We start from the raw sequence: 25783 nt of genomic DNA, 5'->3' as shown, positions 1-25783 counted from the left end.
GTCCAGAGGGGCGTGCGGATCGCAGGGAAAGTTATCGCCGGCACGCTGTCGATGGTGGTGTTCGCCGGCACGGCCTACGGGTTCTCGACGCTGTCGGCGCTGGACGACATCACGCGCAGCGACGTCATCGGCACCGGCGGATCGGTGGAGGAAGGCCAAAAGCACGCCGACGGGGCGCTGGACATCCTGTTGGTCGGCCGGGACGCGCGCAAGGGCCCGGACGGTACCCCGCTGCCGCAGAGCGTCCTGGACGAACTGCGCGCGGGCGCGAACGGCGACGACCTCACCGACACGTTGATCGTGCTGCGGATCCCGGACGGGCAGCAGGAGGTCAAGGCGTTCTCCATCCCGCGCGATTCGTACGTCTCCATGCCTGGCGGGAAAGGCAAGATCAACGCCGCGTTCGGCCGCGGCAAGGCGGCCGAGGCCTCGAAACTGCGCGCGGCCGGGGAGACGGACAAGGACAAGATCGAGAAGGACTCGATGACCGCGGCGCGCAAGTCGACGCGGCAGGCGGTCGAGGATCTCACCGGCGTCACCATCGACCACTACGCCGAGGTCAACCTGCTGAGCTTCTCCGAGATCAGCAAGGCCGTCGGCGGGGTCGAGGTCTGCCTGAAGAAGGCCACCAAGGACGAGAACTCGGGCGCGGACTTCCCGGCGGGCAAACAGCGGCTCTCCGGCGGCGCCGCGCTCTCGTTCGTGCGGCAGCGAGACAACCTGCCCGGCACCGACTTCGGCCGGATGCGGCGGCAGCAGGTGTTCCTCGCCTCGATGGCGCACGAGGTGCTTTCGGCCGGGACGCTCGCCGATCCGGGCAAGCTGAGCGATCTCATCGACGCGGTGAAGCGGTCGGTGGTGCTGGACCAGTCGTGGAACATCCTGGACTTCGTCAGCAAGATGCGCGGGGTGTCCGGCGGCGGCATCCAGTTCACGACGATCCCGGTGGTGAACCCGGACTACCGGTACGACAAATCCCATCCCACGGCGACCGCGGTGCAGGTGGATCCCACGCAGGTGAAAGCGTTCGCGTCCGGGCTGATCGGCGCGGCCGCGCCCGCCGCGCCGCCGGATGCGCCGAAGGCGTCGGTGGAGATCTCCAACGCCGGCGGCGCGTCGGGCCTCGCGGCGCGGGTCGCGGATGTGCTGAAGGGCAAGGGATTCGCCGCCACCGCCGAGGGGAACGCGCCGTCGCAGCGGACGTCGATCGTGCGCTACCCGGCCGCGCTCGCCGCCGAGGGCGCGGAGGTGGCGAAGGAACTGGGCGGACTGTCCGCTAAGGAATCAGCGGACGTTCCGGCGGGGCACATCCAGGTGGTGCTCGGGAAGGTCTACTCGGGACCGGGGGTGTCGGACGGCGGGTCTGCGGCTGGGGTGCCGGCGAAGGCCGACCAGCCGCAGCCCGTCACGTCAGACGGTGACAACTGCATCGACTGACGCCTCGCGGGTGGCGGTGCCGGGGTTCTGACCGGCACCGCCACTCACGAGCAGGTCACGCGTGGTTGTGCGGCTCCAGCCGAATCACCACAGCCTTCGACACCGGCGTATTCGACTTCTCCGCAACAGAATCCAACGGCACCAACGCATTGGCCTCCGGGAAATACGCAGCCGCACACCCGCGAGCCGTCGGGTAAGCCACCGCCCGGAAGCTCGGCGCGCGCCGGTCCCCGTCCCGCCACTCCGAGACCAGGTCGACGATCTCGCCGTCCGCCACCCCGAGCGCGGCCAGGTCGTCCGGGTGCACGAACACCACCCGACGCCCGTCCTCAATACCGCGATAACGGTCCGACAGCCCGTAAATCGTGGTGTTGTACTGGTCGTGGCTGCGCAGGGTCTGCAGCAGCAACCGGCCCTCGGGAACTTCCGGATACTCCAGTTCCGACACCGTGAACGTGCCCTTGCCGGTAGCCGTGCCGGTGAATTCCCGCGAGTCGCGCGGTGCGTGCGGCAGCACGAAACCGTCCGGCTCGCGGACGCGCTGGTTGTAGTCGTGGCAGCCCGGCACCACGGCGGCGATGCGGTCGCGGATCAGGTCGTAGTTCTTTTCGAACGACCGCCACGGCACCGAGTGGTCGCCGCCGAGCAGCTTCTCCGCCAGGCGGCACACGATGGCGACCTCGGACAGCAGCTCGTCGCTCGCCGGAGCCAGCCGTCCGCGCGAGGCGTGCACCTGCGACATCGAGTCTTCGACGGTCACGAACTGCCGTCCGGATTCCTGTTCGTCACGCTCGGTGCGGCCGAGCGTCGGCAGGATCAGCGCGGTGCGGCCCGGGACGACGTGCGAGCGGTTGAGTTTCGTCGACACGTGCACGGTCAGCGAGCACGCCCGCAGCGCGTCCGCGGTCCGGTCCGAATCCGGGGTGGCGGAGGCGAAGTTGCCGCCCATCGCGAAGAACACCTTGCCGCGGCCGTCGAGCATCGCGCGGATCGAGTCGACGGTGTCCCAGCCGTGCTTGCGCGGCACGGCGATGCCGAACTCCCGGTCGAGCGCGTCCATGAACGGCTCGGGCATCTTCTCCCACACGCCCATGGTGCGGTCGCCTTGCACGTTCGAGTGGCCGCGCACCGGGCACAGGCCCGCGCCCGGCTTGCCGATCATCCCGCGCACCAGCGCCAGGTTCACGACCTCGGCGATCGTCGGCACCGCGTGCTTGTGCTGGGTCAGCCCCATCGCCCAGCAGTAGATGGTGCGCTCGGACGTCGCGATCATCCGCGCGATGTGCTCGATCTGCTCGCGGGCCAGACCGGTCGCCTTCTGGGTCTCCGGCCAGTCGATCTCGCGCAGCTGCTTGGCCCAGTCCTCGAAGCCGTGCGTGGACTTCTCGACGAACTCAAGGTCCACAATGGACCCCGGCGCGGCGTCCTCCCACTGCAGCAGCAGATGCCCGACCGCCTGGAACAGCGCGAGGTCGCCGCCGAGCCGGATCTGCGCGAACTCGTCGGCCAGCGGCGTGCCCTTGCCGACGACGCCGCGCACGTTCTGCGGGTTCTTGAACCGCATCAGCCCGGCCTCGGGCAGCGGGTTGACCGCGACGACCTTCGCGCCGTTGCCCTTCGCCTGCTCCAGCGCGGACAGCATCCGCGGGTGGTTCGTGCCGGGGTTCTGCCCGACGACCACGATCAGGTCGGCCTGGTGGATGTCGGCCAGCGACACCGAACCCTTGCCGATGCCGGTGGTCGCCGACAGCGCCGCGCCGGACGATTCGTGGCACATGTTCGAGCAGTCCGGCAGGTTGTTCGTGCCGTACGCGCGCACCAGCAGCTGATACGCGAACGCGGCCTCGTTGCTGGTGCGGCCGGAGGTGTAGAAGATCGCCTCGTCCGGGCTCGCCAGGCCGTTCAGCTCGTCGGCGATCACGCCGAACGCCTCGTCCCAGGAAATCGGCTCGTAGTGCGAAGCGCCCTCGCGCAACACCATCGGCTCAGTGAGCCGGCCTTGCTGGCCAAGCCAGTAGTCGGTGCGCTCGTTCAGCTCCGACACCGGATGTGCGGCGAAGAACTCGCGGCCGACGCGCCGTTTCGTCGCTTCCTCGGCGACCGCCTTCGCGCCGTTTTCGCAGAACTCCGCGAACTTCCGCTTCTCGCCGTCGACCTGCCGCGGCTCCGGCCAGGCGCAACCGGGGCAGTCGAAGCCGTCCCGCTGGTTCAGCAACCGCAGCGTGCGCGCGGTGCGGACCGGGCCCATCTGCTCCACTCCGCGCGCGAGCGAAACCGCGACGCCCGGGATTCCGGCCGCCCAGCCTTTCGGCTTGCCCACTTCGAGGCGGGCTTCGTCCACGTCACCAGTCGGAGCTTCGCGAGTCATGGGCTCATCGTCCGCCTTTGCCTCGCAGAACCCAAGACGGGGGTGGTCACACTGCCGCCTCGCGGTCCCGTTCCCGGCGTTCGGCCCGCAGCAGCGCGCGGTCCGCGGCGGTCACGATCAGCAGCAACCCGCTGGTCACGATCAGCACGACGGCCAGCCGGTGCAGCCCGCCGGAGTCGGCGTGCCCGCCATAGCACTGCGCGATGACCGTGGCCGCGACTATCGCGCCGAGGTATTGCGCGGTCCGGAAGAGCCCGCTCGCGGTGCCCATCGTCTCGGACGGGGTCTCGCGGTACAGCGTCGTTTGGTTGGCGACGCTGGTGAGCCCTTGCGCCAGACCGAACAACGCGGCGAGCACGAGGAGCCAGATCAACGCGGTGTCGTCGTTCACGAACAGCAGTGCGACGGAGCCCGCGAGGAGTGCGGCGCCGACGAGCAGCAGCCTCAGCCGGACACCAGTCGGACGGCCCGACAGCGCGGCCGCGCCCACTGCGACCCCGGACATCGGCAGAAGCATCAGCCCAGCGGCGGATTCGGCGAACCCGCGAGCCTCTTCCAGCCATTGCACGTAGCCGAACATGATCGTGTAGATCGCGAGGAAACTCAGTGCCTGCCGCAAATACGTGCGCAGGACCGCGCCGTTCGCGGCGAGCATCCGCAGGTCGATGAACGGCTTCCGGGCGCGCAGTTCCACTCGCACGAACAGCGCGCCGAGCACGATCGCCGCGGCCAGCAGCCACAGATCGCCGATGCCGGGCGCCATCAGGTAGCACAGCAACACCAGCAGCGCGGCGGAAAACAGTGCGATCCCGGCGACGTCGATCCGCTCGGTCGGCTTCTCCGCCGGAGTGTCCTTCGGCACCCACAGCAGCGTGAGCACCAGCGAAATGCCGGCCAACGGCAGGTTCACCGCGAAGATCGCCGGCCAGCCGAAGAGCGCGATCAGCACGCCGCCGAGCGTCGGGCCGATCACCATGACCGTCTGCGCGGACATCGCCAGCACGGACAACACCCGCGCGGGCACGCCTTCGCCGATCTCGTCGGCGCGTCGCCGCAGCACCGCCATCGCGGCCGGGAACCCGGCGCAGGTGCCGATGCCGAGCACCGCTCGCACGCCGGTGAGCCATTCGACCGAGATTGGGATCATCCCGGCGATCCCGGCCACCATCACCACGGACGCGCCGCCGAGCAGCACGCGCCGCGCGCCGTAGCGGTCCACGAGCAGTCCGACGACCGGCTGCCCGACCGCCGTGGCCAGGTACAACGAGGAAATCAGCCAGGCCGTGCGGCCCGGTCCGGCGCCGAAGGCCTGCCCGATCGGGACGAGCGCGACGGCGATGAGCGTGGAGTTGATCGGGTTCAGCACGGCGCTCGCGACCAGCGGGGTCACCAGGCGCGCGCCGAAGCGGGATTTCGCGGGGGCGGTCGCGGTGTTCGTCAGTGCTCCTCAGGTTTCAAGGGGGGTCAGCGCTGGGCGATCCGCTGCAGCAAGGGCAGCGCGCGCCGGACCGTTTCGAGTTCGTCCTCGGTGAGCTCGTCGGCCAGCGCGGCGGCGAGCCATTCGTCGCGGTGCTGCCGGATCCCGATGACGGTCTTGGCGCCGAGATCGGAGAGCGAAATCACGACGCGCCTGCCGTCGGCGGGGTCGCGCGTGCGGTTGAGGTAGCCGAGCGTGTCGAGCACCCCGAGGGTGGCGGCCATGGACTGCTGCCGGACGTGCTCCGCCGCGGCCAGCTCGGCCTGGGTCCCGGGACCCTCGCGATGCAGCCGGTTGAGCACGGCGGTCTGCGTCGGCGTGAGGATCTCGGCGTTGTCGACCTGCCGCAACCTGCGATGCAGTTGGCCGACGACGCCGCGGATCCACCCGGCGGACTCGGCTACCCGCGGCGGGACGGACGGGTGTTCGGACATAAGCACAGTCTAGCCTGTTGAGTCCAGGCTGTGCATCCTCGGGTGAAAAGCAGTGAAGGGCTCCTTGGGGGAATCTGATTCCCTCAAGGAGCCCTTCACGGACTTCGAGCTAGAGCGGCTGGCTGCTTGGCGCGGCGGACGAACCGAGCCCGACGATGTACCCGATCTTCTCGTCGTTCACCCCGATCGGCTGAACCTGGTGCACCACGATCGCCGCCGCGAGCAGCAGCACCAGGCCGACGATCGCCGCGATCCCCGGCAAGCGGCTCGGGGCCGCGCCGCCGCGGCCGTAGACCGCGGCCGGGGCGGTGCGGCGTTCGCGCTTGCGCCGCTTCTTCATGTCCTTCTTCGCGCCGAGCCACGCGTCCCGCTGGGCGTGCTTGCGCCACTCCGGGTCCATGAGGTCCGGATGGGTTTCCATCCGGTCGTCCGGATCCTCCGGCCGAGTCATCGGCGCACCGCCTTTCCCCCTGCGTAACCCCGCCGCGGCGGGTTCGTAGACTTGTCCATTGTGACCGAGAACGCTCCGCAGCAGAAAACCGACCTTCCGGGTGCCTGGGACCCGGCCGCCGAGGAAGCCCCGATGTACGACCGCTGGGTAGCCGCGGGCTATTTCACCGCGGACGCGGGGTCGGACAAGCCGCCGTTCTCGATCGTACTGCCGCCGCCGAACGTCACCGGCAGCCTGCACATGGGCCACGCGCTCAACCACACCCTGATGGACGCGATGAGCCGCCGCCGCCGGATGCAGGGCTACGAGGTGCTCTGGCTGCCGGGCATGGACCACGCGGGCATCGCGACGCAGAACGTCGTCGAGCGCCAGCTGGCCGGCGAGGGCCTGTCGCGCCACGACCTGGGCCGCGAGAAGTTCGTCGAGCGCGTCTGGGAGTGGAAGGCCGAGTACGGCGGCAAGATCCTCGGCCAGATGAAGCGGCTCGGCGACGGCGTCGACTGGTCCCGCGAGCGCTTCACCATGGACGAGAACCTGTCCAAGGCCGTCCAGACGGTGTTCAAGAACTTCTACGACGCCGGCCTGATCTACCGCGCCGAGCGGATCATCAACTGGTGCCCGCGCTGCCAGACGGCGCTGTCGGACATCGAGGTCGACCACAGCGACGACGACGGCGAACTCGTGTCGATCCGCTACGGCGACGGCGACGCCTCGATCGTCGTGGCCACCACCCGCGCCGAGACGATGCTCGGCGACACCGCGGTGGCCGTGCACCCGGACGACGAGCGCTACGCGCACCTGGTCGGCACCGAGATCGAGCTGCCGCTGACCGGCCGGAAGATCCCGGTGGTCGCGGACCGGCACGTCGACCCGGAGTTCGGCACCGGCGCGGTCAAGGTGACCCCGGCGCACGACCCGAACGACTTCGAGATCGGCCGCCGTCACGACCTGCCGATGCTGACGGTCATGAACGAGCGCGCCGCGATCACCGTGCCCGGTCCGTTCGAGGGCCTCGACCGGTTCGAGGCGCGTCCCGCGGTGGTCGCCGCGCTGCGCGAGCAGGGCCGGATCGTCGCGGAGAAGCGGCCGTACGTGCACGCGGTCGGGCACTGCTCCCGCTGCGACACGGTCGTGGAGCCGCGGCTGTCGCTGCAGTGGTGGGTCAAGGTCGCCGAGTTGGCGCAGGCCGCTGGCGACGCGGTCCGCGACGGGCGGACGAAGATCCACCCGGCGGAGCTGGAGAAGCGGTACTTCGACTGGGTCGACAACATGCACGACTGGACGATTTCCCGTCAGCTGTGGTGGGGGCACCGGATCCCGGTCTGGTACGGGCCGGACGGCGAGGTCGTGTGCGTGGGCCCGGACGAGCAGCCGCCGTCGGGTGACGGCTGGACGCAGGACCCGGACGTGCTCGACACGTGGTTCTCGTCGGGCCTGTGGCCGATGTCGACGCTGGGCTGGCCCGGCGAGACGGACGACCTGGCGAAGTTCTATCCGACCGGCGTGCTGTCCACCGGCTACGACATCCTGTTCTTCTGGGTCGTGCGGATGATGATGTTCGGCGTGCAGCAGATGGACGGCCGCCAGCCGTTCGACCATGTGTACCTGCACGGCCTGATTCGCGACGCGAACGGCAAGAAGATGTCGAAGTCGCGCGGCAACGTGATCGACCCGCTGGAGTGGATGGACGCCTACGGGGCCGACGCCACCCGGTTCACCCTGGCCCGCGGCGCGAACCCGGGCACGGACATGGCGCTGGCCGACGAATGGGCCGCGGGGTCGCGCAACTTCTGCACGAAGCTGTGGAATGCCAGCAAGTTCGCGATGATGAACGGGGCGACCGCGGCGGGTTCGCTGCCGTCCGCTGCCGAGTTGACCGAGCCTGATCGGTGGATTCTCGGGCGGCTCGCGACGCTGGTGTCCGAAGTGGACGGACTGTTCGAGGACTTCCAGTTCGCCAAGGTCGCCAACGCGTTGTACCAGTTCACCTGGAATGAGTTGTGTGACTGGTACTTGGAGCTGGCCAAGGTTCAGCTGTACCAAGGGGATTCCGCGCGGGTCGAGGCTACGCGGAAGGTGCTTGGGCAGGTGCTCGACACTGTGCTGCGGTTGCTGCACCCGTTCGTTCCGTTTGTGACCGAGAAGCTGTGGACTGCGTTGACCGGCGGCGAATCGCTGGTGATCGCCGAGTGGCCGGAGGCGGTCGAGGGCTACGCCGACCCGGTCGCCGACGCTCGGGTGGCCGACGTGCAGAAGCTGGTCACCGAGATCCGCCGGTTCCGCGCCGACCAGGGCTTGAAGCCGGGGCAGAAGGTCGCCGCGCGGCTGACCGGCGAGGCGTACCCGGAGGGGCACTCGGGCGCGATTCGGTCGTTGGTGCGGCTTACTGAGCCGGAGGACGGGTTCTCGGCCAGTGCTTCGTTGGAGGTCGCGCTGGCTGGCGGCTTGGTGACGGTGGAGTTGGATACTTCCGGGACCATTGATGTCGCTGCTGAGCGGAAGCGGCTGGAGAAGGATCTCGGGGCTGCGCGGAAGGAATTGGCGCAGACTGAGGGGAAGCTCGGGAACGAGGCGTTTATTGCCAAGGCGCCGGAGCAGGTGATCGAGAAGATCAAGGTGCGGCGGGAGACTGCTGTGGCTGATATCGGGCGGATTGAGGCTCGGTTGGCTGCGTTGCCTGCGTCCTAGGCGGCTCGTCGCCTGGCGGCGACATTGCGCTCTCCATGGGGGGCCACCACCCCGAAGTTTGATTGTGCTGACGGTTCGGGGGTGCTTGTCAAGGCGGGAAAGATGCCTTGACAAGCACCCCCGAACCGCAGAGAAGGCTTCGTATCGGGGTTGGGGGTGGGGTGGGTGGCTCCATCGGTGGGTGCGTCGGCGGCGGTTGGTGGGGTGGCCAAAGTCCGTGAGGGGAACCCTGAGGGACTCTGAGTCCCTCAGGGTTCCCCTCACGTCGTTTTTAGCGGAGTTTTTGGCGGATTACTTTTGCTTCGCCTTCCATTCCTGCGTACAGGGGGTGGTAGGGGGCTGCGGCTAGCAGGTTCAGGTCTTTGCCGTTGATCCACGCCACGCCTTGGGGTTGGCAGGCGTCGTGGCCGAAGGACGGGGTGTAGGTGTCCACATAGGACGATTGGCCGTCCGCCTCGACTGCGTTGCTTACTGCGCTGTTCAGGGCCTGTTCGACGCTGGAGAGCCAGGCGTAGTCGCCGTTCGCGAAGGGCAGGACGTCTGGGCAGTAGCCTTCCGCGGGGGCGATGCGCGGGTAGCCGATGGCCAGCACCTTCGCGTGGGGCGAGCGGGCGTGGATTCCGGCTAGGACCTGCTCGATGGCCGCTTGCGTCTTGGGGAGCAGGGCCTTGATCGTGTCTACGCCGTCAACGGTGAAGTGCTGTTGGCACGGATTTCCGGTCGGGTCCGAGTCGCGCAGGGTCGGGCAGGTGTCGACCAGTTTGCCGAACAGGCCCGAATCGTTGCCGCCGATGCCGACGGTCACCAGGTCGGTGTCTGGGCGCAGCGCGGAGAACTGCGGGGCGTTCTGGCCCAGCGGCACGCTTTGCGGGGCGGTCATGTGCGACGTGTCCGCGCCGCCGCAGCTGACGTCGGTGAAGCGGTCCACGTCCAGGGAATCGGCGACCATCGACGGGTAGTTGGACGTCGAGCGGAAGCAGCCGAACGGATCCAGCCGGGGCAGCGGGATGAGCGGCCCCGAGGTATACGAGTCGCCTAGGGCGACGTAGTGGCGGTAGTGCCGGGGCGCGGCGCTCGCGGCCGCCGTCGACAGAAGCAGTGCGGCCGCCGCGATTGCGGCCAGCACGATTCGGATGGTGCGCATGCGAACCCCGTCCTCCCGAGCGGTACGACCCGCTTTACCTTTCGGCAAGCGGGGCGTGTGCGCTCTCCGCCGATCGGGTGGTCGGGGCAGGTTTTCACCCGGCTGCGGGGTGATCTGTGGGTTTCCGCCAGGTCAGCAGGTACCGCCAGAACACCAGTTGGCGGACTGTGCTGCCGGGGAGCAGGCGGGCGGCGTCGCGGCGGACGTCGTTCAGCGGCGGGAATTTCATGTGCACGGGGGCCTTGGCGACTGGGTCTGGGCCGCCGTTGAGGCGGTCTCCGGCGAAGACGATCAGCCTGGCCAGGGCGTTCGCGGGCGCGGCGACGAACTCGCGGGCGAAATCGCTCGGGCGGCTGGGGCGGGCACAGCCGAGTACCGCGAGCACGCCGCCGGGGGCGAGGGCGTCGCGGAGTCTCGTGACGGTTTCGAACGGGACGTGGTGCAGGGACGCGAGGCAGGAGATGAAGGCGTAGGACTCGGGTTCCAGGGGTTCGGTGGTGACGTCTGCTCGGCGGTATTCCACGGTGCCTGGTCCTGGCGAACCGGCGGCGGTGGCGCGCGTGACCATTTCGGTTGAGGCGTCGATGCCTTCGACGGTCATTCCGGCGGCGGCCAGCTTGCGGGCGAACCGGCCGTCGCCGCAGCCGACGTCCAGGGCTCGGCCGGGGCCTGGCGGCAGGAGCCGGAGCAGCGCCGGGTGATAGTGGTGGTTGTGGTCGAAGGGCATGCGCCCGACCTTGCCACGGATCGCTGCGGGCGTGATCACGCCGAAGCCCCGGGGCCGCCGGGCGCGAGGCGGCCCCGGGTACGCTCGAGCCTGTGCCGGGCCGAACCTTTCGCCTGGTCTTCCCCGGTCGCGCGACCGCGCCGGGACAGCGACTTCAAGGAGTGCACGAGTGCCGCGCGGTGAGGAGCCCGAGGAGACCCGGCGGCCGGATCTCGCCGATCCGGACAGTTTCGCGGGGGTCGACGAACTGGGCGCGCTCGCGCACAGCGAAGACGAGTACGACGCCGGGAACGAGCTGGAGCCCGACCTCGACGCGCCCGACGCGGCCTACACCGTCGGCGGCGGGTCGCGCGGCGGGATTGGCGGCATCGGCCAGCTCGGCGACAACCTGGCGCTCGGCCCGGTCCCGGACCTGCACGCCGAAGAGGGCACTGAGCTGCACGAACTCGACGACGAGGGCGCGCCGGCCGAGTTCGGCGACGAGAACGGCCCGGAGGCCCGCCGCGACCTGATGGCCGCCGAGGCCGAGCTGAACCAGCGCTGGCCGGAGACGAAGCTCGAGCCGTCGCTCGCCCGCATCCAGGCGCTGATGACGCTGCTCGGCGAGCCCAACCAGGGCTACCCGGTGGTGCACGTCGCGGGCACGAACGGCAAGGGCTCGGTCGCCCGGATGGTCGATTCGCTGCTGACCCGCATGGGCCTCCGGTCGGGTTGCTACACGAGCCCGCACCTGCAGCTCGTCACCGAGCGGATCGCGCTCGACGGCCGTCCGATCTCCGCCGCCCGCTACGCCGGGCTGTACCAGGACATCGCGCCGTACGTGGCGATGGTGGACGGCGCGAGCGAGGACGGCGTGCCGATGAGCAAGTTCGAGGTGCTCACCGGGATGGCGTTCGCGGCGTTCTCCGACGCCCCGGTCGAGGCCGCGGTGATCGAGGCGGGCATGGGCGGCGCGTGGGACGCGACGAACGTCGCCGACGCGCAGGTCGCCGTCATCACGCCGATCGGGCTGGACCACACCGAATACCTCGGCCCGACACCTGCCGACGCGGCCGCGGAGAAGGCCGGGATCATCAAGCCGGGCTCGGTCGCGGTGATCGGCGAGCAGGACCCCGAGGTGCTGAACGTCCTGCTGAAGCGCACGGTCGAGGTCGACGCCGCGGTGGCGCGCGCGGGCAGCGAGTTCGGCGTGCTCGAACGCGAGGTCGCGGTCGGCGGGCAGATGCTGAAACTGCAGGGACTCGGCGGTGTGTACGACGAGATCTTCCTGCCGCTGCACGGCGCGCACCAGGCGGCGAACGCGGCGCTCGCGCTGGCCGCGGTCGAGGCGTTTTTCGGTGCGGGCAAAGACAAACAGCTCGTCGTCGAGGCGGTGCGCGAGGCGTTCGCCGAGGTCGAGAACCCCGGTCGGCTCGAACGCGTGCGGGCCGCCCCGGCGGTCATGGTCGACGCCGCGCACAACCCGATGGGCGCGCGGGCGCTCGCCACGACGATCACCGACGAGTTCAACTTCCGCCGGCTCGTCGCGGTCGTCGGCGTGCTGGCCGACAAGGACGCGCGCGGCATCCTGGACGCGCTGGAACCGGTGGTGTCCGACGTCGTGGTCACGCGCAGTTCGTCGCCGCGGTCGCTGCCGGTCGAGGACCTGGCGGAGATGGCCTCGTCGATCTTCGGCGAGGACCGCGTGCTCGCCGAACCGGATCTGGAGACCGCGATCGAGACCGCGATCGGTCTCGTGGAGCAGAACGACGACCCGGAGGAACCGCTCGCGGGCGGCGGCGTGCTGGTGACCGGATCCGTGGTCACCGCGGGCGACGCGCGCACGCTGTTCGGGAAGGAACCGGCATGAGCGAGACGACCCCGGCGAAGCCGCCCGCCAAGGACCCGATGAAGGGCTTCCGCGGTGTCATGGCGGGCACGCTGATCATGGAGGCGATCACCGTCGCGCTGGCGCTGCCGGTGGTCGCCAAGCTCGGCGGCGGCATCACCAGCTTCACCGGCTGGACGGTCATCGCGCTGGCGGTGGTGCTGATCGTGCTGTGCGGGATGCTGAAGCACGTCTGGGCGGTGCCGGTGATCCTGCTGCTGCAGCTGGCGATCATCGCGATCGGCATCACGCAACCGGCGATCGCGATCATCGGGATCATCTTCTTGGCCGCGTTCGTGTGGTTCCTGTGGCTGCGCCGCGACGTAGCGCGCCGGATGGCCGCAGGGACGCTGCCGAGCCAGCAGCAGCCACAGGCTTGAGCGCTCGCTCTTGGCAGCCGTACTGGTGGCGGCTGTCGTTCCGCGCGGACGGCGAACCGGGATGGACGCCGATGGGACCGGGTGAGTTCAGCCAGGTCCCGAACGCCGCGTTGAAAAGCGGATCGCTCGAAGCGTGGGCCGACGCTCTGCTCGAGGAAGCGTCTCACGAGCTCGACGACCTGCGCGGCGATCTCCTCCTGGAATGCTTTCCGGAACCCGGTGCCGCGCCGGTGTACTTCCGCGAGGTGCGGCTCAGCGGTAGACGCTGACCTCGATCAGATTCCGGTCCGGGTCCCGGAAATACACGCTCCGGATCGGCCCGGTCGCGCCGGTGCGGCCGACCGGGCCCTCCTCGATCGGCACCCCGTGCGCAGCGAGATCCTCGACGACCCGCTCCAGCGAATCGCTCGTGATCAGGCACAGATCCGCACTGCCCGGCGTCGGCCGTTCCGCCTTCGGCTCGAACTCGTGCCCGGCCTCGTGCAGGTTGATCTTGCTGGTGCCGAACGTCAGCGCCTTGCGACCGGCCCCGAACGTCACCTCGGTCATGCCGAGGACGCGCGTGTAGAAATCCACCGTCGCATCGAGGTCGGCGACGGTGAGCACGAGGTGGTCGAGCCGGTCGATGCGCATGGTTTCACCCTATTCCGATGTAACGGCCGGGCCGCCACGGCGACGGTGCAAGTGTGATCGTGGTGCGCGAGCTGAGCGTGGACAACTGGGCGGAGTGGCGCGACCTCCGGCTGGCGGCGCTGCGCGAGAACCCGGAGGCGTTCAGCTCGAAACTCGCGGACTGGCAAGGCGAAGGCGACGCCGAACCGCGCTGGCGGGCCCGGCTGCGCGACGTCTCGCTCAACGTCCTCGCCGACCTTGACGGCGTTCCGGCGGGAATGGTCAGCGGACACCTTTCCGAGCGCGGCGACACCGCCGAACTGATGTCGATGTGGGTCGCTCCCTCGGCGCGCGGCAGGGGAGTCGGGGACGCGCTCGTGCGCGCCGTCGTGCGCTGGAGCGAGGGGCGCGGGGCGGGCGAGCTGGCGTTGCGCGTCGCTGGCAGCAACGAGTACGCGCTGGCGCTGTACCAACGGCACGGGTTTGTGGAGCGTCCGCTGTCCGAACCGGGCGAGTGCGAGCACGAGCTGGTCCGGGAAGCGCACCGAGCGTGACGACCGGCTGTGAGCTTCCTCCTGACGAGTGAGCCGTTCACCCGTCGGTCAGCCCGAGTTGGCCGCTTGGCCGCGACCGCGGGATAGAACGACCGCCATGACCGAAACGACCCCATCGCGGCGCTCCGTGCTCAAAGCCGGAATCGCCGTGCCCGCGCTCGCCGCGGCAGGCGGGCTGCTGCTGCCCGGCTCCGCCTCGGCCGCCCCGCTCGTCCGCCGCGACCGTCCGGTGCTCGCCCACGGCGTCGCGTCCGGGGACGTGACGACCGGCTCCGGCATCGTGTGGTCGAAGGCCGACCGCCCGGCGCGGCTGATGGTCGAGGTCGCGCGCGACCCGTCGTTCCGGCACGCCCGCCGGGTGCCCGGCCCGTTCGTCACGCCCGCCACCGGCGGCACCGGCAAGGTGCGCGTCGCCGGACTGGCGCCGGGCACCGAATACCACTACCGCGTCACCGCCGTGGACCTCGACGGCCGCAGCGCGAGCGAGCCGGTCGCCGGCCGGTTCGCCACCGCGCCGATCGGCCGCGCGAACACGCGGATCCTGTGGAGCGGCGACGTCGTCGGCCAGAACTACGGCATCAACCCAGGCCTCGGCGGCATGACGATCTTCTCCGCGATGGCCGACCGCCGTCCGGACCTCTTCCTGCACAGCGGCGACACGGTGTACGCCGACGGCCCGCTCACCGAAACCGTCACGCTCCCCGGCGGCGGGACCTGGCACAACATCGTGACGCCGGAGAAGTCGAAGGTCGCCGAGACTCTCGACGAATACCGCGGACAGCACGCCTACAACCGGCTGGACGCCAACTTCCGCCGGTTCGCCGCGGAGGTGCCCGCCTGCGTCCAGTGGGATGATCATGAGGTAGTCAATAACTGGTACCCCGGCGAAATCCTCAACGACCGCCCCGAATACACCGAAAAGCGGGCCGACGTCCTCGCCCGGCGGGCGTTCCAGGCGTTCCACGAATGGCATCCGATCGACCGCCGCCAGGCCGTGGACGGCCGGGTGTACCGGAACTTCCGCTACGGCAGCCGGGTCGAGGTGTTCGTCCTCGACATGCGCACCTACCGCGACGCCAACACCTCCGACCAGACCAAGCCCGGCCACATCCTCGGCGACGCGCAGGCCCGCTGGCTGGCCGACGCGCTCCGGCGCAGCACCGCGACCTGGAAGATCGTCCAGGCGGACATGCCGATCGGCCTCGTCGTGCCGGACGGCAAGGACATCGAGGCGGTCGCCAACGGCCTGCCCGGCGCGCCCGGCGGCCGCGAGACCGAACTGGCCTGGGTGCTGAAGCAGATCTCGCGCAATCGCGTGCGCAATGTCGTCTGGCTGACCGCCGACGTCCACTACACCGCCGCGCACCACTATTCGCCCGAGCGCGCCGCGTTCCAGGACTTCGACCCGTTCTGGGAATTCGTGTCCGGCCCGCTCAACGCCGGCGCGTTCGGCCCGAACAAACTCGACCCGACGTTCGGTCCGGAAGCGGTGTTCGTGCACGCCCCGCAGACGCAGAATTCCTCGCCGGTGCAAGGATTCCAGCACTTCGGTGAGGTGAATGTGGACGGTGCCAGCGGTGCGCTGACGGTCGATCTTCGCGACGCGACCGGGGCCTCGCTGTGGTCGAAGACGCTGCAGCCGCAGCGTCGCTGACCGGCCCGGCCAGGGCGTCGGATAGGCTCGGCACTCGAATAACACGAATCCGTACAAGGAGAAATACCGTCGTGACTGAACGCACGCTGGTCCTCGTCAAGCCCGATGGCGTCGCGCGCGGCCTCGTCGGCGAGGTCGTTTCGCGCATCGAGCGCAAGGGCCTGAAGCTGGCCGCGCTGGAACTGCGCACCGTCGAGCGCTCCGTGGCCGAGGAGCACTACGCGGAGCACAAGGAGCGCCCGTTCTTCGGCGACCTGCTGGAGTTCATCACGTCCGGCCCGCTCGTCGCGCTGGCCGTCGAGGGCCCGCGCGCGATCGCCGCGTTCCGCCAGCTGGCCGGCGGCACCGACCCGGTCGAGAAGGCCACCCCGGGCACCCTGCGCGGCGACTTCGCGCTGGAGACCCAGTACAACCTGGTGCACGGCTCGGACTCGCCGGAATCGGCCGAGCGCGAGCTGAAGCTGTGGTTCCCGGACCTGTGATCCGGCGCTAGACCCCGCGAACGCCGGGCCGGGACTTCGGTTCCGGCCCGGCGTTCGTGCTTTCTAGACCCCGGTGCCGCCGTCGACGCGCAGGACGGCGCCGGTCACGTAGGAAGCCCGGTCGCTGAGCAACCACGCCGCGGCTTCGGCTATTTCGGCGGGATCAGCCGCGCGGCCAAGGGGATTGGCCGCGACGAGCCGGGCGACGACACCCGGCGAGTCCGCCTCCCACTGCCGGATCATCTCGGTCATCGTCGTGCCGGGCGCGATCGCGTTCACCCGGATCCGCTCCGGCCCGTACGCGACCGCCGCCGATTCGGTCAGGCTGTTCAGCGCGCGTTTCGCGGCACCGTAAACGGGGAGTGCCGGATTCGCGCCGAAGCTGCCGACGCTCGACGTGTTCACGATGGCCCCGCCGCCGCTGGCCCGCATCGCCTTCACCTCGGCGGCCATCGCCAGCCACGGTCCGCGCAGGTTCACCTGGCACAGCCGGTCGAAGTCAGCCAGCGGCACCTCGTCCAGCGGACCCGGCGGGGTGACGGCCGCGGCGTTGTTGAACGCGAGGTCCAACCGTCCGTGCAGCTCCAGCACCCGGTCGATCGCGGCCCGCACGCTTGCCGGGTCAGCGAGATCGCACCGCACGCAATCCGCGACGCCGCCGTCCGCGCGCACTTGTTCGGCGACCGCCTTCAACTGCGTTTCGGTCCGTGCGGCCAAGACGACCTTCGCGCCCTCCGCGGCGAACAACCGGGCCGCCGCCGCGCCGATCCCTCGCCCGGCACCGGTGATGAGAGCGATCTTGCCGCCGAGCAGGCCGTTCGTTCGTGTTTCGGTCATGGCTTCGAGGGTCTCCCCGGCAAACCCGGCCAGCCAGGCACCGGATGTACCTGGCTGAGCCCGCCCGGACTGCGCAGACTGGGCAGGTGGACCGAACGGAACTGGCGGGCTTCCTGCGAAGCAGGCGTGAACGCATCGCCCCGGCCGACGTGGGCCTTCCCGCGGGCAGGCGTCGCCGCACGCCAGGGCTGCGGCGCGAGGAAGTCGCGCGGCTGGCGTTCATCTCGGTCGAGTACTACACGCGGCTCGAACAGGCACGCGGTCCGAACCCGTCGAACGAGGTGCTGGCCGGGCTGACCCGCGCGCTGCGGCTCTCGGACGTCGAACGCGACCACCTCCATGAACTCGCGGGCGCGCGGCGACCCGCGCGCGGGCCGTCGCGGGAGGTCCGGCAAACCATCCTCGACCTGCTGGACCGGTTGCCGCGGACGGCCGGGGTCGTGTTCTCGGCGACCTACGAGGTGCTCGCCTGGAATCCGCTCGCCGCCGCGCTGATGGAGGACTTCTCCGCGCTGTCCCGGGAAGAACGCAGCTTGCCTCGCCGGGTCTTCCTCGAGCGTGGGCGATCGCGCCTGTACGGCTTGGTCGAAGCCGAGGCGTTCGCCCGCGCGATGGCCAACCGGCTGAGGGTGACCGCGGCGAAGTACCCGGACGACCCCGAGGTGCGCACCCTGGTCGCGGACTTGCTCGCGGGGAGCGAGCGGTTCGCCGCGCTGTGGGCGGCGCACGACGTCGTGGCGGAATCGACGTTCAGCAAGACGTTCGAGCATCCGGCCGTCGGGACTGTGACCGTGGACTGCGACGTGCTCGCCATTGCCGACCGGGACCAGGAGGTCGTGCTGTACACCGCCGCGCCGGGCTCGCCGGGGGAGGAGGCGCTGCGGTTATTGTCGGTGCTCGGAACCCAGCACATCGGTTAACCTCCACCCGTGACTGCCCTGCCGCTGCCGCCCCGCGATTACCTGCCCCACCTGCGCTCGCTCACCGAGGCTTTCGCCGCGGGAGCCGCGGGGGACCTCGACAATCCGGTCCCGTACTGCGCCGACTGGACCAACCGCGACCTCGTCACGCACCTCGGCAACGTGCACCGGTGGGCCGCCGGGATCGTCCGCACCGGCGAACTGAGCGATCAGGACTTCGACGTCGCGCCGAGCGGCGACCTCGCGCCCTGGTACGCCGAGAGCGCCGCCGAACTGCTCGACGCGCTCGAAGCGGCCGATCCCGCCGACCCGTGCTGGGTTTTCGGCGCGGCGGAGAAGGCGAAAGGGTTCTGGTTCCGCCGTCAGGTGCACGAAACTGCCGTGCATCTGGTCGATCTGTTCGGTGCACGCGGCCGGACGGCGCAGCTTGACCCGCTGATCGCCGCCGACGGCGTCTTCGAGGTTCTCGGCACGATGCTGCCGCGCGTCGCGCGCTGGAAGCACGAGGTTCCGCTGGCCGCGCCGATCACCTTGCGCACCACCGACACCGGACACGCGTGGACCGTCGTGCCCGGCGATCCGCCCGAGCTGGGCGAGGGCGAAGCGGTCGCCACCGTCGCGGCGCCCGCGCAGGATTTGCTGTTGCTGCTGTGGAATCGCACCGACTTCCAGCCGGGGATCGATGGCGACGAAGCCGTCGCGAAGGCGTTTCTCGCCGCGCGCATGACACCCTGAGCGGATAATCCTGCGCCATTCAGGTCCCGTTCACCGCAGGGACTTCCGGCGGTCGCGCCGATGGATTTGGCTGACCTGAGCCATTTTCGCGATCGTGGGGTACCTGGTGAAAAGATCAAGATCCGTGCTGCTCAGCGCCTTGCTGGTGCTGACGCTGGCCACTCCGGCGCATGCCGACCCGCTCTCCGCTCCGCTCGGCCCGCCGCCGGTCGAGGGCGCGCCCGCCTTCTCCTCGGCCCGGGAGGCGGCGGCCGTCGCCGCGGCGCCCGGCGCCGACGACGGCCTCGAGACCAGCAGCGCCACCAACGCGGTGGCACCTGGTCTGAACCTCACCCAATTCGACCGCTTCGACCCCAAGGGCTGGATCCGCGGCGACGCGCTGAGCGTCGACCTCACCAGCAAGGTCCTGAAGCCGACTTACCTCAGCCCGGGCACCGTTTCCGCGCGCACCCCGCTGTCCCAGCAGGTCGCTCGCGCCGGAGCGGTCGCGGGCGTCAACGGCGATTTCTTCGACATCAACGCCTCCGGCGCGCCGCTCGGTGTCGGCATCGACAAGGGCGAGCTGCACAACGCGCCCGCGTCCGGCCACAACACCACCGCCGCGATCACCGACCAGGGCCGCGCGAAGCTCGCCGACATCTTCCTCGAAGCGTCGGTCACGCTGCCGAACGGGCAAGCTGTCCCGGCCACGAACTTCAACAGCCCGGTGCTCACGAAGGACGCTCTCGGCGTCTACACGCCGCTCTGGGGTGCTTCGGCGCGCGCGACGTCGGTTGCCGGTGCACAGCGCGTCGCCGAGGTCGAGATCCGCGACGGTGTGGTGACGCAGGTGCGTCCGAAGCCCGCGGACGGCCCGATTCCGGCTGGCAGCACGCTGCTGCTCGGCCGTGAAGCTGGCGCGGATGCGTTGTCGGCGCTGAAGATCGGTGACCGAGTCGGCGTTTCGTACGCGCCGCGGACCGACGCGGGCAAGATCGCGGTCGCGGTCGGCGGGAACAAGACCCTGCTGAAGGACGGACAGCTCCAGCAACTCGACGACGTCACCCTTGCTCCGCGTACTGGTGTCGGTTTTTCCGCTGACGGCAAGCGGATGTGGCTCGTCACGGTCGACGGTCGTCAGGCCGACAGCCGCGGGATGACCGAGCTGGAAATGGCCCGGCAGCTGCAGCGGCTCGGAGCCAACGACGCGATCAACCTCGACGGCGGCGGCTCCTCGACGCTGCTCGCGCGCGGCGAGGGAGAGGCTGCGCCGTCGGTGCGCAACTCGCCTTCGGACGGCGGGGAACGCTTGGTGCCCAACGGCATCGGCGTCGCGACCGTCCCTGGTAGCGGACGGCTGACCGGCTTCGCACCCGCCCCCGCGCAGGAGGGCGACAACTCGACCCGCGTGCTGTCCGGCCTGAGCCGTGCGCTCGTGCCGAACGGACACGACGAGACCGGGGCCGCGGTAGCGTCGAGGCCGTTCTGGACCACGTCGAACCCGTTCCGCGGCACTGTCACGAAGAACGTCTTCACCGCGCAGCCCGACTTCCTGCACCCGGACGCGCGAGCCGATGTCGCTGTCACCGCGCACCAGAATTTCGTGAACGGCCGCACGAAGCTGACCGTGCTGGGCAAGCCGGTCCGGCTCGGTGCGAGCACGAAGCAGGTCGCGCTGTCCGGTGCTGACGCGCGCGGCGAGTTCCAGGTCTACGGCTACGACGCGGACGGTTACGGCACCTGGATCGAACCGTCGGACGTGAAGCTGGAATACGACCCCGCCGTGGTGAAGATCGAGCCGTCGGGCAAGGGGTTCGCGGTCACCGCGAAGACCGCGTCCGGAGCCACCGCGATCACCGTGCACGCAGGCGGGAAGACCATGCACCTGGCGGCTTCGGTGGGTACCGAAGCCAAGGTCGCGGCTCCGCTGGCCGGTCCGGAAGGCTGGTCCGCCACCGTGTACCCGGCGGTCGTCGGCGCTGCGCTGTCGTCGGCGGACGGACGCAACGGCGGCAAGGGCCTGGCGCTCGACTACCGGCTCACCGGCACCACCGCCACTCGCGCCGCGTATGTCAACGCCGCCAACCCGATCCCGGTTCCGACTGGTACGCAGAAGATCGGCATGTGGATCAACGGAGACGGCAAGGGCGCCTGGATCCGCGCGGAACTCCGTGACGGCGCCAACACCGCGTCCATTGTGGACTTGTCGCTGAGCGTCGCCTGGACCGGTTGGCGGTATGTGACCGCCGCGGTGCCCGCCGGACTGCCGGACGGACAGCGGTTCACCCGCTTCTACGCCGTGGAAACCGCGGCAGGCAAGCAATACGAGGGCAAACTGGTCTTCAACGACCTCACCTTCGAGGTCGCGCCGACCACGACCGTGCCGCACGATCCGGCGGTCCCGGACCCGGCGCTCGTCACGAACGGCACGCTCGGCAAGGGCGGCCTGAAGATCGCGGTGGTCAGCGACGCCCAGTTCACCTCCGACGCTCCGGACGGACCGCTCGTCGCCCAGGCGCGCCGGGCGCTGCGCGAGGCTGTCGCCGCGAAACCGGACCTCGTCCTGATCAACGGCGACTTCGTGGATCGCGGCACCGCGCCGGACTTCGTCCTGGCGCGCAAGATCATCACGGAAGAGCTGGACGGCCGCGTTCCCTGGTACTACGTCCCCGGCAACCACGAAGCCGAGGCCGGCGACGGCCTGAAGAACTTCCAGGCCGCGTTCGGGGAAACGCACCGCGTGGTCGACGTGCGCGGCGTACGGCTGATCCTGATGGACTCCTCGCGCGGCTCGCTGCGCGCCGGTGGGTTCGACCAGGTCCGCATGATGCGCGAGGCACTCGACAACGCAGCGCAGGATCGTTCGGTGCGCGGCGTGGTCGTCGCGATGCACCACCCGGTGAAGGACCCGAGCCCGACCGGCAATTCGCAGCTGGGCGACCGGAAGGAGGCCGCGTTGCTGCAGACGTGGCTGACCGGTTTCGAGGAGAAGTCCGGCAAACCGGCGGCTTCGCTGGCCTCGCACGCGGGCGTGTTCGGCCTGTCGCGCACGGACGGCGTGCCGTACCTGGTGAACGGCAACTCCGGCAAGACCCCCGCCGCGGCTCCCGGCGACGGCGGTTTCGTCGGCTGGACCCTGATGCAGGTCGACCCGTCGGACCGCGGCCAGCCGGTGCGCTTCGAGACGCGCCCGAACGTCGACGCGCTGACCGTGACCGGCCCGGGCACGCTGCCGTGGGGCGGCATCGGGAAGGTGACCGCCGCGGTCACGCAGGAAGGCCGGTCGATTCCGGTGGCGTACCCGGTGAGCGCCGTCTGGGGCGGTCGCGGGGTGCACATCGGCAGCTGGCCGCCCGCCCCGTGGGACGTGGTGTCGCTCGACCCGGCGACCGGGTCGGTGCGGGGATTGCGGCCGGGGACAGCGGAGATTTCGGTGACGGTGAACGGGGTGACCCGTTCGGTTCCGGTGACGGTGCGCTGAGCTGAGATGCCAAGGGCGGGGCGGTCTTCGGCCGCCCCGCTTCGCTATTCCCACGCGGTGCCGCGCCACAGGCTGACCGCGAGCGGGACGATCACGACGTCGAGGATCGGGTGGAACACGCTGAACGGGTTGGGATGGACGGCGACCAGCCGGTAGAGCCCGAGCAGCCCGCCGATCGCCGGGAAGATCGCGGCCGCGAGGAAGGCGGGCCGCGCTTGCCGGAACACCCCGGCCGCGATGGCCGCGTAAAGGACCCCGAAGGCCGCCGATCCGACCGTGTCCGAACCGGTTCCGTAGACGGCCAGCTGGCTGACATGGGTCACCGCCGACAAGGCGAGGATCGAGCCGAGCAGCCGGGAACGGGTCTGCGAAGCCGCGGGGGAGAGCAGCACGGCCGGGCCTCCAAACGGTCAGGTAGCCTGACCAAAAAAGTAAGGTAGCCTGACGGGTGTGTCAACCCCGCAGGAACCGCCCGCCCTCGTCGCGCTGACCGGCTCGTCGCGGCTCGGCGCGCTGGCCAGGCGGCTCGCCCAGGCGGTGACCGCCGGAGTGCTCGCCGAGGTGCAGCAGCGGGACGTCCGGATCCGCGCGGTCCATCTGCGGGTGTTCGCGTCGCTGGAGAACGGACCGGCGCGAGCGGTCGCCGTCGCGCGGCTTCTCGGGACGACCAAGCAGACGACCGGGCCGGTGATCGACGAACTCGTCGCGTGGGGCTATCTCGCCCGCCGTGACGATCCTGCCGACGCCCGCGCGAAACTCGTCGATTTCACCGGAGCGGGCCGGGAGCTGGCGGAAGCGGCGGCGGAAGCTGTTCGCGCACTGGAATCCCGGATGGCCGACGAGGTCGGGCGCGAGGAACTAGATCGCTGCCGGGAAACGTTGTGGCGGGCCATCGGGGCGCTCGAGCCGCCCGGCGGCTGAGGAAACGGGTCGAGAATTGTCGGTCCCTCCCTCTACTGTCGTTCCTCGTGGGAGAGTCGGCATCGGAACCAGCGCTCGTGCAAGCGAAGGCGCTGGTCAAACGGTTCGGGGAATTCGAGGCAGTCCGCGGCGTCGACGTCGAGGTGCGGCCGGGGGAGGCGTTCGGCTTCCTCGGGCCCAACGGCGCCGGGAAGTCGTCGACGATGCGGATGATCGCGTGCGTGTCCCCGCGCACCGACGGTGATCTGCGCGTCCTCGGCATGGACCCGGACGTCGACGGGCCGCGGATCCGCGCGCGCCTCGGCGTGGTGCCGCAGGAGGACAACCTCGACGTGGAGCTGACCGTCCGGCAGAACCTCCACGTCTACGGCCGCTATTTCGGCCTTTCCCGCGCGCACGTGCGGCGGAAAGCGGTCGAGCTCATGGAGTTCGCGCAGCTGTCCGATCGCGCCGAGAAACCGGTCGACTCCCTGTCCGGCGGCATGAAGCGGCGGCTCACCATCGCCCGGTCCCTGGTCAACGACCCGGAACTGCTGCTGCTCGACGAACCGACCACCGGCCTCGACCCGCAGGCGCGGCATCTGTTGTGGGACCGGCTTTTCCGCCTCAAAGCGCGCGGCACGACGCTGATCGTCACGACCCATTACATGGATGAAGCGGAACAATTATGCGACCGCTTGGTCGTCATGGACGGCGGCCGGATCGCCGCGGAAGGCTCGCCCGCCGATTTGATCGCCCGGCATTCCACCCGTGAAGTAGTCGAGTTGCGGTTCGCGCCGGGGGAGCAGCAGGACGCGGCCGACCGGCTCGAGGGGCTGGCCGAACGCGTCGAAGTCCTCCCGGACCGGGTGCTGCTCTACACGATGACCGGCGAATCCACCCTGGAGCGCGCCCACGAGCGCGGCCTGCGCCCGCTGTCGAGCCTGGTGCGGCGCAGCTCCCTCGAAGACGTGTTCCTCCGCCTCACCGGCCGGACGTTGGTGGACTGATGACCGCTCCCGCCACCGGCCGCGTCGTCGGCCGGTTCCACGGTGCCTGGCTGCGCGTCGAGGGCTACTGGACCTGGTACCGCAGACATTGGCTCAGCACGCTCTACTCCACCGGCCTGCAACCGGTGCTGTTCCTCGCCGCGATGGGGCTCGGCTTTGGCTCGCAGGTCAAAGCCGGCCCGGCGACCGGCGGCGTGTCGTACCTCGTGTACGTCGCCCCGGCGCTGCTCGTCGCCGGTGCGGCGCAGCAGGGCGTCAGCGAGTCGAGTTATCCGGTGCTCAGCGGATTCAAGTGGCAGAAGGACTATCTGGCGGTCACCGCGACCCCGGTGTCGCCAGGCCAGGTCCTCGGCGGGCACCAGATCTGGACCATTCTGCGGCTCGCCCTCTCCGGCGCGGTCTACGCGCTCGTCGCGTGGTTGTTCGGCGCCTGGGACAACGCGGGCGCGCTGCTGGTGATTCTCGTCGGCGTCCTCACCGGGCTCGCCTGCGGATCGCTGATCGCCGCGCTGGCGGCGTGGACCTTCGACGAGGGACAGCGGTTCGGGCTGATCTTCCGGTTCGTGGTCATCCCGATGACCCTGTTCTCCGGCACGTTCTTCCCGATCACCCAGCTGCCGCTGTACCTGCGCTGGCTCGCCTGGATTTCCCCGCTGTGGCACGGAACCGAGCTGTCCCGCGCCGTCACGCTCGGCGGGCGCGACCTGCTCCCGGTGCTGGGGCACCTCGCGTATCTGGCGGTGCTGGTCGCGATCGGCTGGGCGATCGCGCACCGCGGCTTCTACCGACGGCTGGTGGCGTGATGACGGACCTGCGAAACGCCCCGATTCTCCCGCAGCGGCGCGGAATTCTGCTCCGAGTCCTGCCCTCGGGCATGTACAGCGGCCGCGCGACCGCGCTGATCGAACGCGCGCTCACCGTCTACGGGCGGTCGTGGGGGATCCTCGTGTCCGGCGCGCTCGAGCCGTTGTTCTACCTGCTCGCGTTCCAGGTCGGCTTCGGCAAGCTGGTCACCACCGTGCCGGGGCCGGACGGGCAGCCGATGAGCTACGTCGCGTTCGTCGCGCCCGCGCTGCTGGCGTCGTCGGCGATGAACGGCGCGGTGTTCGAGTGCACGTACAACCTGTTCTTCAAACTGCGCTACGCCAAGACATATGACGCGATGCTGGCCACCCCGGTCGGCCCGCTCGACGTGGCGCTCGGCGAGATCGCCTGGGCGATGATGCGCGGCGGCCTCTATTCGGTCGCGTTCCTGGCGGTCACCGGCGTGATGGGGCTGCTCACGTCGTGGTGGGCGCTGCTGCTCCTGCCCGCCGCGCTGCTGGTGTCGTTCGCGTTCGCGGCCATCAGCATCACGCTGGTCAGCTTCCTGAAGTCGACGTCCCAGTTCGACTACATCCAGCTCGTCCTGATGCCGATGTTCCTGTTCTCCACCACGTTCTTCCCGATCACGGTCTACCCGGAGGCGCTGCAGTGGCTGGTCCGCTGCTTCCCGCTGTACCACGGGGTCGAGCTGATGCGCGGGCTCTCCACCGGCATCTTCTCCTGGAGCATGCTCGGCAACCTGGCGTACCTGCTGGTGCTCGCCGGGATCGGGATCTGGGGTGCGACAAGGAGGATCGCGAAACTGCTGCTGACCTAAATCG

Annotated in this window: 24 protein-coding genes; 15 read left to right on the top strand and 9 right to left on the bottom strand. The window is 69.9% G+C overall.

Translation table 11 applies throughout. From position 1 onward, the window contains the following. The first annotated feature begins 12 nt into the window (after window positions 1-12). Window positions 13-1437: an LCP family protein gene (locus tag ACFORO_RS32555; RefSeq protein ID WP_377873454.1), complete on the top strand. Its 1425-nt coding sequence runs from the start codon at window positions 13-15 to the stop codon at window positions 1435-1437. A gap of 55 nt (window positions 1438-1492) precedes the next feature. Here ACFORO_RS32555 and ACFORO_RS32550 read toward each other — a convergent pair whose 3' ends face one another. From ACFORO_RS32550 to ACFORO_RS32535, 4 genes are all read right to left on the bottom strand, one after another. Further along, entirely contained in the window at window positions 1493-3805 is a 2313-nt protein-coding gene (locus ACFORO_RS32550; protein WP_377873453.1) for an FdhF/YdeP family oxidoreductase, read from the bottom strand. A 46-nt stretch (window positions 3806-3851) separates the two neighbouring features. After that, entirely contained in the window at window positions 3852-5195 is a 1344-nt protein-coding gene (locus tag ACFORO_RS32545) for an MFS transporter (RefSeq protein WP_377873452.1), read from the bottom strand. A 74-nt stretch (window positions 5196-5269) separates the two neighbouring features. Further along, a complete protein-coding gene (locus ACFORO_RS32540; protein ID WP_377873451.1) occupies window positions 5270-5716 on the bottom strand; it encodes a MarR family winged helix-turn-helix transcriptional regulator in 447 nt (148 codons plus the stop codon). 109 nt (window positions 5717-5825) lie between these two features. Beyond that, window positions 5826-6167, bottom strand: a complete 342-nt coding sequence (locus ACFORO_RS32535; RefSeq protein WP_377873450.1) for a hypothetical protein — start codon at window positions 6165-6167, stop codon at window positions 5826-5828. 60 nt (window positions 6168-6227) lie between these two features. On the opposite strand from ACFORO_RS32535, the gene ACFORO_RS32530 reads away from it, so the two are divergent. Further along, a complete protein-coding gene (locus ACFORO_RS32530) occupies window positions 6228-8855 on the top strand; it encodes a valine--tRNA ligase (RefSeq protein WP_377873449.1) in 2628 nt (875 codons plus the stop codon). 271 nt (window positions 8856-9126) lie between these two features. On the opposite strand, the gene ACFORO_RS32525 is transcribed toward ACFORO_RS32530, so the two are convergent. Next, a complete protein-coding gene (locus ACFORO_RS32525) occupies window positions 9127-9999 on the bottom strand; it encodes an SGNH/GDSL hydrolase family protein (RefSeq protein ID WP_377873448.1) in 873 nt (290 codons plus the stop codon). A 94-nt stretch (window positions 10000-10093) separates the two neighbouring features. Then, on the bottom strand, window positions 10094-10726 hold the full coding sequence (locus ACFORO_RS32520; protein ID WP_377873447.1) for a class I SAM-dependent methyltransferase: 633 nt from the start codon (window positions 10724-10726) through the stop codon (window positions 10094-10096). 169 nt (window positions 10727-10895) lie between these two features. On the opposite strand from ACFORO_RS32520, the gene folC reads away from it, so the two are divergent. The 3 genes from folC to ACFORO_RS32505 are packed head-to-tail and all read left to right on the top strand — an operon-like array spanning window position 10896 to window position 13242. Then, window positions 10896-12575 carry a bifunctional tetrahydrofolate synthase/dihydrofolate synthase gene (gene folC, locus ACFORO_RS32515; protein WP_377873446.1) on the top strand — a complete coding sequence of 560 codons (1680 nt, stop codon included), beginning with the start codon at window positions 10896-10898 and terminating at the stop codon, window positions 12573-12575. Next, window positions 12572-12973, top strand: a complete 402-nt coding sequence (locus tag ACFORO_RS32510) for a DUF4233 domain-containing protein (protein ID WP_377873445.1) — start codon at window positions 12572-12574, stop codon at window positions 12971-12973. Before folC ends, ACFORO_RS32510 begins: the two co-directional genes overlap by 4 nt. Further along, window positions 12970-13242 carry a hypothetical protein gene (locus ACFORO_RS32505; protein ID WP_377873444.1) on the top strand — a complete coding sequence of 91 codons (273 nt, stop codon included), beginning with the start codon at window positions 12970-12972 and terminating at the stop codon, window positions 13240-13242. The genes ACFORO_RS32510 and ACFORO_RS32505 overlap by 4 nt, the downstream gene beginning before the upstream one ends. Here the strand turns inward: ACFORO_RS32505 and ACFORO_RS32500 are convergent. After that, complete coding sequence (locus tag ACFORO_RS32500; RefSeq protein ID WP_377873443.1) at window positions 13226-13606, bottom strand: VOC family protein; 381 nt, start codon at window positions 13604-13606, stop codon at window positions 13226-13228. The genes ACFORO_RS32505 and ACFORO_RS32500 overlap by 17 nt on opposite strands. Before the next feature lie 53 nt (window positions 13607-13659). Between ACFORO_RS32500 and ACFORO_RS32495 the strand changes: the two genes are divergently transcribed. From ACFORO_RS32495 to ndk, 3 genes are all read left to right on the top strand, one after another. Beyond that, entirely contained in the window at window positions 13660-14139 is a 480-nt protein-coding gene (locus tag ACFORO_RS32495; protein WP_377873442.1) for a GNAT family N-acetyltransferase, read from the top strand. 97 nt (window positions 14140-14236) lie between these two features. Next, window positions 14237-15793 (top strand): alkaline phosphatase D family protein, encoded by a 1557-nt coding sequence (locus ACFORO_RS32490; protein WP_377873441.1) that lies wholly within the window; start codon window positions 14237-14239, stop codon window positions 15791-15793. A gap of 71 nt (window positions 15794-15864) precedes the next feature. Beyond that, window positions 15865-16275, top strand: a complete 411-nt coding sequence (gene ndk, locus ACFORO_RS32485; RefSeq protein ID WP_020660996.1) for a nucleoside-diphosphate kinase — start codon at window positions 15865-15867, stop codon at window positions 16273-16275. Window positions 16276-16338: 63 nt separating this feature from the next. Here the strand turns inward: ndk and ACFORO_RS32480 are convergent, their stop codons facing one another. Next, the gene (locus ACFORO_RS32480) at window positions 16339-17112 is read right to left on the bottom strand and encodes an SDR family NAD(P)-dependent oxidoreductase (RefSeq protein WP_377873440.1); all 774 of its coding nucleotides are present in this window, start codon (window positions 17110-17112) and stop codon (window positions 16339-16341) included. 86 nt (window positions 17113-17198) lie between these two features. Between ACFORO_RS32480 and ACFORO_RS32475 the strand changes: the two genes are divergently transcribed. The 3 genes from ACFORO_RS32475 to ACFORO_RS32465 all read left to right on the top strand — a co-directional run bounded on the left by ACFORO_RS32475 (window position 17199) and on the right by ACFORO_RS32465 (window position 22227). Then, window positions 17199-18032 carry a helix-turn-helix transcriptional regulator gene (locus tag ACFORO_RS32475; protein ID WP_377873439.1) on the top strand — a complete coding sequence of 278 codons (834 nt, stop codon included), beginning with the start codon at window positions 17199-17201 and terminating at the stop codon, window positions 18030-18032. A 9-nt stretch (window positions 18033-18041) separates the two neighbouring features. Beyond that, complete coding sequence (locus ACFORO_RS32470; protein ID WP_377873438.1) at window positions 18042-18767, top strand: maleylpyruvate isomerase family mycothiol-dependent enzyme; 726 nt, start codon at window positions 18042-18044, stop codon at window positions 18765-18767. 124 nt (window positions 18768-18891) lie between these two features. Then, window positions 18892-22227, top strand: coding sequence for a phosphodiester glycosidase family protein (locus ACFORO_RS32465; RefSeq protein ID WP_377896696.1), 3336 nt, complete (start codon window positions 18892-18894; stop codon window positions 22225-22227). 44 nt (window positions 22228-22271) lie between these two features. Here ACFORO_RS32465 and ACFORO_RS32460 read toward each other — a convergent pair whose 3' ends face one another. Further along, complete coding sequence (locus ACFORO_RS32460; protein ID WP_377873436.1) at window positions 22272-22619, bottom strand: hypothetical protein; 348 nt, start codon at window positions 22617-22619, stop codon at window positions 22272-22274. A 58-nt stretch (window positions 22620-22677) separates the two neighbouring features. Between ACFORO_RS32460 and ACFORO_RS32455 the strand changes: the two genes are divergently transcribed. From ACFORO_RS32455 to ACFORO_RS32440, 4 genes are read left to right on the top strand one after another with little or no spacing between them, the layout of a single operon-like run. After that, window positions 22678-23148 (top strand): MarR family winged helix-turn-helix transcriptional regulator, encoded by a 471-nt coding sequence (locus ACFORO_RS32455; RefSeq protein ID WP_377873435.1) that lies wholly within the window; start codon window positions 22678-22680, stop codon window positions 23146-23148. Window positions 23149-23195: 47 nt separating this feature from the next. Continuing rightward, the gene (locus tag ACFORO_RS32450; RefSeq protein WP_377873434.1) at window positions 23196-24137 is read left to right on the top strand and encodes an ABC transporter ATP-binding protein; all 942 of its coding nucleotides are present in this window, start codon (window positions 23196-23198) and stop codon (window positions 24135-24137) included. Continuing rightward, on the top strand, window positions 24137-24940 hold the full coding sequence (locus ACFORO_RS32445; protein ID WP_377873433.1) for an ABC transporter permease: 804 nt from the start codon (window positions 24137-24139) through the stop codon (window positions 24938-24940). The genes ACFORO_RS32450 and ACFORO_RS32445 overlap by 1 nt, the downstream gene beginning before the upstream one ends. Then, entirely contained in the window at window positions 24940-25779 is an 840-nt protein-coding gene (locus ACFORO_RS32440) for an ABC transporter permease (RefSeq protein WP_354736758.1), read from the top strand. Before ACFORO_RS32445 ends, ACFORO_RS32440 begins: the two co-directional genes overlap by 1 nt. Window positions 25780-25783 lie beyond the last annotated feature (4 nt).

The organism is Amycolatopsis halotolerans, assembly GCF_042647905.1.
Taxonomy (GTDB): Bacteria; Actinomycetota; Actinomycetes; order Mycobacteriales; family Pseudonocardiaceae; genus Amycolatopsis; species Amycolatopsis halotolerans.
The sequence above is the reverse complement of the archived record's forward strand: the minus strand, read 5'-3'. Positions and strand labels throughout refer to the sequence as shown.